This window comes from Embleya sp. NPDC020630, from assembly GCF_044334985.1.
Taxonomy (GTDB): Bacteria; Actinomycetota; Actinomycetes; order Streptomycetales; family Streptomycetaceae; genus Embleya.
The window spans coordinates 1-10,846 of record NZ_JBIRUB010000054.1 but is presented as its reverse complement, the minus strand read 5'-3'; the positions used below and the strand labels follow the sequence as shown (position 1 = coordinate 10,846).

General features: G+C 71.0%; 10 protein-coding genes. 6 read left to right on the top strand and 4 right to left on the bottom strand.

Annotation, left to right across the window (positions count from 1 at the left end):
* The first annotated feature begins 205 nt into the window (after positions 1-205).
* Both ACH4XV_RS48395 and ACH4XV_RS48390 read left to right on the top strand, forming a co-directional pair.
* A complete protein-coding gene (locus tag ACH4XV_RS48395) occupies positions 206-421 on the top strand; it encodes a hypothetical protein (RefSeq protein ID WP_395801019.1) in 216 nt (71 codons plus the stop codon).
* A gap of 281 nt (positions 422-702) precedes the next feature.
* Positions 703-1,836 carry a hypothetical protein gene (locus ACH4XV_RS48390; protein WP_395801017.1) on the top strand — a complete coding sequence of 378 codons (1,134 nt, stop codon included), beginning with the start codon at positions 703-705 and terminating at the stop codon, positions 1,834-1,836.
* 225 nt (positions 1,837-2,061) lie between these two features.
* On the opposite strand, the gene ACH4XV_RS48385 is transcribed toward ACH4XV_RS48390, so the two are convergent.
* On the bottom strand, positions 2,062-2,448 hold the full coding sequence (locus ACH4XV_RS48385) for a hypothetical protein (RefSeq protein WP_395801015.1): 387 nt from the start codon (positions 2,446-2,448) through the stop codon (positions 2,062-2,064).
* A 171-nt stretch (positions 2,449-2,619) separates the two neighbouring features.
* On the opposite strand from ACH4XV_RS48385, the gene ACH4XV_RS48380 reads away from it, so the two are divergent.
* Complete coding sequence (locus tag ACH4XV_RS48380) at positions 2,620-4,104, top strand: hypothetical protein (RefSeq protein WP_395801014.1); 1,485 nt, start codon at positions 2,620-2,622, stop codon at positions 4,102-4,104.
* Positions 4,105-4,389: 285 nt separating this feature from the next.
* Positions 4,390-5,070 (top strand): hypothetical protein, encoded by a 681-nt coding sequence (locus tag ACH4XV_RS48375; protein ID WP_395801021.1) that lies wholly within the window; start codon positions 4,390-4,392, stop codon positions 5,068-5,070.
* Positions 5,071-5,243: 173 nt separating this feature from the next.
* On the opposite strand, the gene ACH4XV_RS48370 is transcribed toward ACH4XV_RS48375, so the two are convergent.
* From ACH4XV_RS48370 to ACH4XV_RS48360, 3 genes are all read right to left on the bottom strand, one after another.
* On the bottom strand, positions 5,244-6,530 hold the full coding sequence (locus tag ACH4XV_RS48370; RefSeq protein ID WP_395801012.1) for a hypothetical protein: 1,287 nt from the start codon (positions 6,528-6,530) through the stop codon (positions 5,244-5,246).
* Between the two features lie 142 nt (positions 6,531-6,672).
* Complete coding sequence (locus tag ACH4XV_RS48365; protein WP_395801010.1) at positions 6,673-7,167, bottom strand: hypothetical protein; 495 nt, start codon at positions 7,165-7,167, stop codon at positions 6,673-6,675.
* A gap of 434 nt (positions 7,168-7,601) precedes the next feature.
* Positions 7,602-8,405 (bottom strand): hypothetical protein, encoded by an 804-nt coding sequence (locus ACH4XV_RS48360; protein ID WP_395801008.1) that lies wholly within the window; start codon positions 8,403-8,405, stop codon positions 7,602-7,604.
* 574 nt (positions 8,406-8,979) lie between these two features.
* Here ACH4XV_RS48360 and ACH4XV_RS48355 point away from each other — a divergent pair.
* Positions 8,980-9,414 carry a hypothetical protein gene (locus tag ACH4XV_RS48355; RefSeq protein ID WP_395801006.1) on the top strand — a complete coding sequence of 145 codons (435 nt, stop codon included), beginning with the start codon at positions 8,980-8,982 and terminating at the stop codon, positions 9,412-9,414.
* A gap of 260 nt (positions 9,415-9,674) precedes the next feature.
* Positions 9,675-10,778 (top strand): HEAT repeat domain-containing protein, encoded by a 1,104-nt coding sequence (locus ACH4XV_RS48350; protein ID WP_395801004.1) that lies wholly within the window; start codon positions 9,675-9,677, stop codon positions 10,776-10,778.
* Positions 10,779-10,846 lie beyond the last annotated feature (68 nt).

The window sequence follows — 10,846 nt, the reverse complement described above, 5'->3', positions numbered from 1 at the left end:
GCGGCGAGGTCGGCTTCCAACTGGACGTCGTTGAGGCCCTTGTGCGCGGTGATCGAGCGTGACCCGAACCGCTCACGCAAGGCCCGCCCGGCTTCGCGGGCGACCGCCGACGATCGCTCAGTAGGCCCGCGAGCGCCCGGACGAGAGGGTCGTCGCGTGGTTGCGGGCGCGTTGGTCCACCGCGCGGGAGCCGGCGGAGGTTCGGGTGGGCGCGGCCCTGGGATGGCTGTGTGTGGCCGACGATCCGATCCCCGACGAACTGCGGGTGATGCTCGCGGCGACCGTGACCGACGAACTCGCCCGCGTCATGGCACCCATTCCCTGGATGTACATGATCGACAGCACGGGCCGCGGGTCGTCCCGCTGCCTGGAACGTTTGCTCGCGGCCACGCCCCCTCCCGCGCCCTTTCGCGAGCCGTGACGCCGACGTCGTTCCCAGGGCGCCGTCCCGGGGCACGGTGGCCGGGTGATCACGGCCTCGTCGGCACGATCCTCATACTCCGAGTACAGGGCCCGTATCCGGGTGAGCAGCGACACGCTGCGCGCCGCGGGCCAGTCCCGGGCGCGGATCGCCGCGCGGCTGCCGGTGGTCGACGGGGGCCTGCTCGATGCGGGGTACGTCGACCGCCGCCTGGTGGCCGTGCACACCGAACTCCAGCGCCTGAGCGAGCGGTCGGGTTCCTGGGTGAAGGGGAGTCGGGCATGGCGTGGTGGCGGGACGATCCGGCCTTTCGAGCGGTCGCGCGGGCGTTTCCGGTCAACGGGGACTTCGAGGATCAGGTGGGTGGTCCGTTGGACGTGCGGGCGGTGGTGGCGTCGGTGCCGCGCGGGGTGTGGGACACGTTCGCGCACGAACGCCTGCCGTGGGACCGCTTTCCCTGCGGGTCGCAGGCCGCGACAGACGTGGCCGAGCTGCGGTCCGACGACACCGAAACGGTCCGCCACGGCCTCCGCGACCTGCGGGGATCGTTGGCGAACAGTTCGTGGTCGCCGTGCGCGTTGGCCGTGCCGTTCCTGCTGCGGATCGCCGCCGACCCCGGCGGCCGATGCCGCGCCGAGGCGTTGGTCCTGGCCGCGGACACGGCACGCCGGACTCGCGGCCCGTCGACGTGGATCCGCGAGGAATTCCTGCGCGTCGCCGACGGGTGGTGTTTCGAACCGAGCGGCTACCCGGGGAACCGGGCCATCGAGGCCGCCCGCGCGGCGATCGCCACCGACGCCGACCTCCTCCTTCCGCTGCTCGACGACCCCGACACCGACATCCGCACCGCCGCCGCCCACGTCCTGGCGGCGACCTCCGGGCGCCTGGACGACATTCGCCGCGCCTTCCACGCACGCCTGCGGGTCGAGGACGACCCGACCGTGCGGGCCGGCCTGGTGCTCGCGATCGCACAACTCGCCCACGAACACCCCGCCACCGACACCGGATGCCAGGCCTGGATCCGGGCCCTGTGGCACGATCCCGCGAACCCGCCCGAGGTGCGCACGAGCGCCGCCATCGCGTGGCTGTGCCTGACCGACGCACCCGTCCCCGACGAACTGCGCACGACCCTGGACGCCTGCGCAACCGAGACCACCGCCCGACTGATGGCGCCACTGCCCCGGATGCGCGCGATCGACCACACCGGCGACACCGCCCTCCACCGCTGCCTGCGCACACTCCTCGACCCCGACGACGTCGAACACGAGACGGACGACCCGTGGGCAACACCCGCGGAGGCCGTACCGGCAACCACGGAAAAGCGTCGCGATCCCGCCCACGACACCCACACGCGTCCGGCGCCGCGCGATCCTTGGCCTCGCGTGGCGGGATGCGCCGACGACCCGCCCTTCTGACGACGTCGGGCCGAGCCTCGGCGCGCGGACGCGCAGAGCCGACCGTCGCGATGTCGACGTCGAACAGCGCGTCATCGCGGCGGGTCGGACAGGTGCGGAACTCGACCCGGAACCGGAACGGTTCCGCGAACGCCTCGGCCCTCCCGACCCACGCGGCAGCTCGCCAATACTGGACCGAGGATCGCTCCTGCGGGCAGGTGAGAGGACGGCCCGAATCGAGCCGCGTTACTCGTTGGGCACACGCTCCTCGGAGGCCGATGGTACGTCCGGTGAACCGGGAACGTGGTGGCCGTGGCTGTCTTGACTGTCGGGCGGCGGAGCCAGGGTACGGCCGTCGATGATCTCGATGTGGGTGACAGTCGTTGCCGTGGCGTCGAGCCACAACCACATCACGACGTCCGCTTCACGTTCCAGCTCGGCGACGAACGAGCAGGGCGAACTCCGTGGAGCGGTCAGCAGGCACGTCGGCGAGCACGTGCACCGTCCGAAGTACCGCAGGCCACCCACCACGCCGGCCAACGCGTCGTCGCCGTCGGCGCGCAGCAACTCGTCGATCTCGGCGGCGAGTTCCGGAAATGCGTGCACCAACATGGGGTACTCGGCCGCGGTCATGGCAGAACCGTACAGGCGGTGCATGGTCCCGCTTCGAGAACGGAGCCGATCGCGGGATCCACGGTGCGGCGTGGACGCGGAAGGAGGCCGAAATCGCCGTTCGCCGAACGCTGTTCCCCGTCGGCCCTTGCCGGCTCGGGCCTGCCGAGATGGATGTGCGACGATCACGACGTGGCCATACCTGTCCCTCCACCGTCCGACGCACCGCGCTCGCCCATGCGTCCCGCGTCGGCGATGTCCGTCCTGGCGGCGCTGCTGGATCGTTCACTGGATCGGATGGCGGACGCCGCGGCGGATGTTCGCCGGTTCGACCGGGAAGCCATTCGCGAGGCGGCGGATGTGTGGGACAACAATCTGTTTCCCCTGTTCTGGGCCGCGAGCACGTCCAACGCCGGTCGACGCGAGCGGCGGGCGAGGACCGTACTGGAGTGGATGGCCGGTTTCGGCGAGCGGCGGCGCGCATGGATGACCGACCAGGCCGCGATCGCCGGGTACGACATCGAACCACTCGTACCACCGGCCAAGTTGCAGGCGCCGGGCCGGGACTATCGCGGACACGTGATGGCACCGCAATGCCGGCTCACGCGCCACAACGTGGACGAACTGGTCCCCGACTACGATCTGGCGGCGGCTTCGGTCCGTCACCTGCGGGTGGAGCGTGCCGGTACCCGCCTGACCGCCTTTGTCCAACTGGTCGCCGATCGCAGGTTCGCCGTTGACGAGGCCGCGCCGCCCGCCCTGCTGGACGTGTGGTTGGACGACGTCACCGACATCGCCTTCGACCTCGCCGACACCCGGGGAGCGATCCTGCACACCGGGCCGCGAGAGGTCGGGATCTCCCTGGGCCCCGGAGGTCGGCTCCGCGCCGCCGGCGGCGAGTATCGCCTGGACGACCGCTCATGGCACCTGTCGACCACCGGCCGCCGCGCCGACGCCACCACTCCCGCCCGAACCAGCCGATCGAATCCACCGCGTCGGCCGCCGGGCGCAGATCTGGACCCCGACGCGCACGCCGCCGCCACACTTTTGCACCACGCCATGCTGGAGCTGCGTTCCGTACGCTACGCCGCCCACGCGGACGACGTCCCGGTGACGAAGCTGTGCGAAGCCTTCTCGGGAGCGGGCGAAGCGATCCTGACCGCCGGGTCGCAACGCGGCGCCCGCCGCCGCGAGGCGGCCTTCCGGGACGTGATCCGAACCTGGGCCGACCAAGGCGACCCGGACATCACCCGCTGGATCGCCACCGTCCTCAGGGCACGCGCGGGCCGCACGGATATCATCGACGCCCCTCGCCCCGAACAACGAACAACCCCCACCCTCGACGACGGCACGCCCGTATCGCGTACGCCGTCGCAGGCGGTTCTCGTCATGGCCTCCTGGACGGCGACACACACCGACTACGGGACAGAGCGTCCGGCCGCCGCCCAACTCCACTTCGCCCTGCCACCCCGCAACGACGACACCTCTTCGGCCCCCTGGCGACTGCGCACCGTCGACTGCGCCGATCCGGACACCTTCCGCCTTTGCACCGATGCGTTCCAGGGACCCGGCCGGCTTGTCCGCGTGGGCAAGTCCACCACCGCCCGCGGTCTCGACCTGCACCAGGGTGCCCTGCACGTCACGACCGGAGCCGGCCGGAGCGCGCCTGTGACCTGACCCTCTCCCAGCGCCGTCACCGCTCTGTCCCCATTTTTGACAGCGGGAGACGATGGGGAGGCCGAACAGGCACGCACAGTTCCTTGCGGCGCGCCGCGTCGGCGGCTTCGACCGGCGGACGACGGAGGTCGCACCCCGACCGTCGCCGTCGAACCGGGCCGCTCGACGACGTGGTGGACTCGCGTATGTCGACGCGAGTCGACCGACCACGCTGCCCGCCCCGCCGCAGAGCGGAACGGCTCTGGGGAGATTCCGGATGTCAGGGGCGTCCGGTTGGATGGGCACGTGACTGTCCATGACGTAGCTCGCCTGCTCCCTTCGATCGCCGATTTGCGGAACCTGTGCCGTTCACTGGCGATGCTCGATGCGATCTTGAGCCCGCACTGGGAAGGGCGGTACCACTCCTTCGATGCCGGCTGGGCCGACGGCGAGGAGATGGCATCGATGCGCAACGGGTCGGGGGACGAGTACTCCATCGTGTTCTCGGCGGCCGGGGCCTACGTTCGCGGCTTCGACCACGAGTCACCGATGAGCCCGTATGCCAACGATGGCGAACCCTGGCCGGGGGTGATCGACGAGGTTCCGGAGGTCTTCAAGCCGTTCGTCGAGGAACCTGCGTTCACCGACGAGGACGACGTCCCCGTCGTGACGGCCTGCCTGTGGCGGGAGTCGACGGATGATCGGTGGCGGCACGGCGCGATCGACTTCCCCGCCGGGTCTTCCGACCCCGACGGGGCGACGCGTCTGTTCGAACTCCTGGTCGACCGTTCGCCGGAAGCGTTCCAGCGCTTCGCCGAGGACTACCACGAGGTTCCCGTAGACCTGGAAGCGGTGCGCGACGTGTATGCCTTGCGACCGCTGAGCCACAAGCTCGTGTCGTCGCTGAACGCGGAGGTCTCCCTCACGGACCTGGCCGAGGACATCACCGAGATCGGCTACCCGCAACCTGGCCTGGACGAGACGTGAGCTTCAGCCGTCGTTGAGGCGATGGGGGAGTCCAGCCACATGGTGACCGTGGGTGGTCGCCGGCGGCGTACCGGCTCCAAGTCCTGCCGCTTTCTCCGAGTGCGGTGGCCTTGTGATCGCTTCGGGTCCACCGCTGACTTCATCGCCGGCGTCGGCTCCGCCTTTGCCGACTGTCAGGTCCGGATGCCGGTTACCTCGGCGAATTCGACGTGTCCGGTGTCGTCGATCGCGAGCAGGCGTCCGGTGCGGGGGTGGCGGGATTGGGCCGCGTAGTCCGGTTCGATGAGGAGTTGCAGGCCCGTGGCGATCTCGTAGACGGTCAGGTGCGGTTGGAGGGAGTACAGGAGGGTGCCGTCTGCGGCGAGGTTGGCGACGGGTCCGGGGAACCAATCGGTCTCCGTCCCGGACTCCGCGTCGTAGATCCGTACACCGTCGTGCAGTTGCTCGTCCACGCCGAACCCCCAGACCGCGAGCCGCCGGTCGTCGAGCCAGACTCGGGGAGCGTCCCAGGCCTCGAACCTGGGGGCGAGTTCACGGCGGGTGGGGCCGTCCTCGGATTCGTAGGGATTGTCGGTCAGCCACGCCTGGAGGTCCCACGCCGCCAGGACGCCGCACGGGGACCACATCCATCCGTCCGACACGATGCGGCGGCTGGTGGGCGAGATGCTCAGACCGCAGAAGAAGTAGTCGAGGTAGTGCTCGTCGACGGGCATCTCGCGCCGTGGGCTCGGGGATTCGCGGTGGGTGAGGTTGGCGCCCGTCGACGGGTCGGAACAGTCGAGCCGGTTCCACGCGGTGGCGTGCACCAGCACGGTGCGTCCGGCGACATCGGCGAAGGCGACGGGGAACTCGCAGACGCGCACGTGGTAGTCACCGCGGTCGAGCCGCATCAGGACCCGTCCGGACGCGGTCTCCACGACCGCTCCGTGTCGGCCCTTGGCCTGTGCGACGGCGACGAAACGTCCGGCGCGGTCGGTGGCGAGGACGAGTTCGGCGTTGGCGCCCTTGTCGGGCGAGTCCAGGGGGATCGCGGCGATCTCGCGCGTGAGTCCCGTCCGACCGTCCAGCTCCAGCAACACCTCGTCGCACGCGACGATCCAGCGCTCTCCCGGGGCATCGGCGACCGGGACTGCGGCCCGAAAACCGCCGAGGCGAACATCCGAGGGACGGCGCAGCAGCGCGATCCGGTCCGGACCGTCGATCGCCCCGGGGAATCCCACGACGCCTTCCCAGATGCCGTCCTGCTCCAGGCGTTCGACGTCCTCGGCCGAGACGACGGCGAGTTCCACGCCGGCACGGGCCCCTTCCTCGGTCGCGCGCTCCGCGCAGGGCTCGCAGAGGTAGTCGAACGTGCGCCGGCCCGGATGAAAGACTCGCAGGAACGACGCATCGTCCACGTCGAGATGCGGACACGCCCTACGCGCGTCACGAAGAGCCCATCCGGGCGGGGGAGTCGTCATGCGGCGACCTTATGCGGGCGCCACTCGAGCGTGCCGGCGAAATATCCCGGCGGCCGGCTCGTGCGGTCGATCGGCACCGCACAGCCGCCGCGCGACGGGGCCGCCTCGTGGCGCTCCGCGGGGCGGATCCCCGTGTTCGATCTCAGTGTGCGGGGCGTGTCGGCCCGGTGATCTTGTCGGCCTGGGCCTTCATGACGGCCTTGGGGATCGCTGTCGGTGGTGGACCGTACATGCCCACGGAGGTGCCTCTGAGCAGTAGTGGCCCGACCCGTACCACGGTGACGACGGACGAGTACTGCTCGCCCGTGTCGAAGTTCATCGTCAGGCTGTCGTCACCGATGTCGTGGCCGGCGCCGCCGGTCAGTGTGTAGTCGGCGGTGGCACCCGGATCGGCGGGGTCGTCGGTGCCAATCGCGTAGTCGCCGCACGACGGCAACGCCTTCCGGGCGGCATCCACGGCCTTGGCCGCGCCGTCTTCGGGGAGCAGGGCGATGCTCACCGCGTTGATGGTGCCCGGTGCGTCGTCCGAGTCCAGTCCGAGATGGGTCACGGCGGTGGGCGCGGCGGCCCCGGAGAGGTCCTGAAGGTCGGCGATCGGCTGACACTGCGGCTTGGTCGCCCTGGAGTTCAGTGCCACCCGGGTGACCTCCCCGATCGGCGTCCACCCCGGCGGCAGGTCGCCCGATATGACCCAGGCCGCCCGCAATCGTTCGACGGTGAACTCCCCGCCCTTCGCCGCATCGGACGCGCCCCTCGACGCGACCGTGGGCGAACTCGCAGCGGCGGCAGGGCTGTCGGAGGAGCGTTTCGGATCACGAGCCTCGTCCGAGCCGGATTGACACGCCCCGGCCGCCAGGAGCAGGGGAACTATGGTGGCGACGGTGAGATGCCTGCGGGCGGTGTGCATGAACGGGGCCGGCCGATCACTGGGGGTCTGGGGACGCGCGCATCCTCGCACACACTTCTTGACCGACAACCCACGCCCGTGCGCCGACACGTTCGCCCCGCGGCCGTCGAACGCCCGTGTCGCCGTGTCGGGTGTGGTGTCCGCGGTAGGGCGGGGTGTGTCCGTCAGCCGGGGAGGACGCCCTTGATGGTGTCGACGGGCACGGTTTGTTCGGCCTTGGGGGCGTCGACGGGGACCGGGGTGCCGTGGCGGGAGAGGGTCGTGGTGGCGACGATGTCCATGCCCGCCTGTTGGAGTGTCAGTCGGGTGCGGACGACGCGGCCCTCGGGGTTGAGCCACACGTCCGCGGGGATGCTCAGCCGGCCGTCGGGGAACAGTGCTGCGATGTCCGGGAGTCCGGTGCGGATCTTCTCGGTGATGCGCAGGGTGATCGCGTCTTCGAGGAGTGTTCCGCGATAGTGGGTGGTGGGCGTGCCGTCGAGGTCCTCGGTCCCAACCCTGGTCGCCTCGTGGATCGAGGCGAGTTGTTCGAGGACGTGCTCGGGGTCGTTCAGCGGGGCGCGGAGCAGGTAGTGGGCTTCGGCAGCCGTGCGCGGCATCGTCGCCCATTTGCCCTCGGCCTGCGGCAGGTTGGACACGTGGACGAGGCCGTCGGTGAAGATCTCGTCGATGTGGCTGATGCCGCCCTCGGGGAAGTCCACGGCGACGTGCCCGCGATCGCTGGCGAAGTCGAAGTCGCCGGTCATCGTCAACGTGAAGTGCCTGCCCTCGGAGCCGAGTTCGTGTCGCGTCTCGAAGTGGGCGCTGCCCCCGCGGGTGGCGGCGACGGCCGTGCGGACCGTCTCGCCGTGATCGGCGGCCGGGGGAGCGGGTTGTGCCGGGGGCCGGGCCCGATCGGGGGAGGCGCCGGAGCAACCGGCACACAGGGCGGCAACGACGGCGAGGAAGGGTACGGCACGGCGAATCATGGCGCTCCGAGGTCACATGACAAGACGACGTCGGGGAGGCGACGTTCGCGGTCGATCCGAGAGCCTGCCATACCGGTTGGCCGTCAGTGAACCGGGTTTCCCGTCGGGGAGACAAACCTCGGGGCTTTCATGACGGCTGCCCGGCCGGCTCGTCGTAGATCGCGGGCGGCGGTTGCGTGCCGTGTGGGCGGGTGGGGTCGTACGCCCGGCGTGTTCGGCGGTGTTCGCGTGGCACGTTGTTTCCATCGCGGTGTCCGGGCGGATAGGGCATCCCCGATGCGGCAAGTGTGCCGACGGCATCCGCTCGATGCACGCACTCGCGACACGACCCTGGGTGTGAGCTGTCCTGCGGATTGGTGGAAGCGCTCGTCGCGCGATTTCCGCACGATGTCGATCGCGATCGCTCATGGGCATCGCCCCGATCGTCGACGAGGGCATCGGACCCGAGAGAACGCCGCCGTCCGTGAGGTGTTCGGCCGACGGAGCCGACCGCAGGAGGACGCCCACGACAAGGGCTTCGGTGTGGGCCGCCCGGCGGCCGTGAACGTCGGACCGGTATCGCACAATGGCCCGCATGTTTCCCGATGACACCTATCTGTCGAAACTCGGACGACTGACCTACTCCCTGGCCCTGATGGAGAGCACCGTCCTCGCGCACTTGGCCCGACTCCCCGGCCTGCCCCCGGCGTTGACCGCCCGCAAGCTCACCGGCAAAACCCTCGAGGCCATCGCCCGTGCCCTGACCGACCCCACCAACCTCGCGAAGGTCACCGAACCCGCCACCCGCGCCTACCTGGACGCCGCCGGAGAGGAACTCACCACCGCCGCACGCGCCGGCCACGCCATCACCCGCGCCCGCGCCGCCGACCCGGGCGAGAACCCCCGCCTGCACCGGCGCCCCGACCACACCGCCACCGGCACCGACATCACCACCACCTGGCTCGACCACACCCAAACCGACCTGGACGACGCGCTGCGCCGCCTCGGCGACACGCCTCGAGCCGCCTGACGCCCGGCATCACAGAACCCGTGGGCCGGGGTTGCGCGGATGCCTCCCGCTCCGAAGCACCACGGTCGTGCGGGCCGGGTGTGCCTGTCGCGTCGGGCGTGGGCGGGCCGCCGGAACGGGTGCCGTTCGAGCGTCGGGTCCGCGCATCGCGAAAGAGCCAGCGCCCGGCTGCCGGTTCCACGGGTACGGGAAGCCGTGGCCGGGCACGCCCGGTTCCCGCAGGAGGGGCCCGGCGAAGGTCCGGGGACGATACCCCGGACATGAACGCACCACGCGGCGCCTGCGGGGAGTGTGACGCGGCTCGGAAGGAGAAGGTACGGGTGGACGGCGATCTCGATGCGGCCACGTCGTGGGGGCACGGGTGCGAGGGCCTGCGCGGAACCGATCGGGACGTGCGCGTGGTCGTTGCGGGCATGCCGGTGGGGGTGCGGGAGGGGTTCGTGTACGAGCGGGTGCCGTGGGATCGCTTCGCCCACGCCTACGGCTCGGCCGCGGACGTGCCCGAACTCCTGGAGGGACTGCGTTCCGGCGACGCGGCGGTGGCCGGCGACTGTCTGTCCTCGTTGGCGGGTTCGGTCTGTGATCAGGGCACCCGGTACGCCCCGGCGGCGTTGGCGGCACCGTTCCTGCTGCGGATCGCCGCGGACCGCACGACGCACCCCCGGGTGGGCGTGCTCTTCCTGGCCGCGGAGGCGGCGCGCGACGGACACGTCGGCGCCGCGCCGCGGACGGGCCTGTTGCGGGTCGGTGGGGACCACATGCGGTTCGACACGGGCGCCTACCGGGAGGACTGGTCCGTGCAGGCGGCGCGCGCCGCGATCGCGACCGACGCGCACATCCCGATCGCGCTCCTGGACGACCCGGACCCGCGGATGCGGACGGGCGCGGCGTACGTCCTGTCCGCCGCTGCGCACCGTGCCGAGAGGATCTCCGCGGCCCTGCACGAGCGCCTGCGCGGCGAGGGTGACCCGCGGGTGCGCGCGGGTCTGATTCTGGCGATCGCGCAACTGGCCCACCAACACCGGCACGAGGACGCCGCCGCGTTCACTCGCGCCCACTGGGCGGACCCGGCCCACGCGCTCGTGGTTCGTGCGAGCGCCGCGCTGGCGTGGCTGGGCCTGGTCGACGACCCCGTCCCCGACGACCTGCGCGCCTTCCTCGAGGCGATCCCCGCGGACGAACTCGACCGCCTGGCGGGCGAATTGCCGTGGTTGTGGCCCCTGGCCCGCCACGGCGGCGTCGGAGCGAAGGCGGTCCTGCGCAGGGTGCTCGACCCGAACATCCCCGCCACCGCCGACGATCCGCCGGTGCGGGAGCAGGGCTGCGCGGACGACCCGCCCTTCCAGGCCGTGTATCGGAAGTGAAGCTTGTACATAGGGTGTCGGCATGTCGCTGAGCCACATAGCCCTCTCATCCGGACGTTCGATCGAGC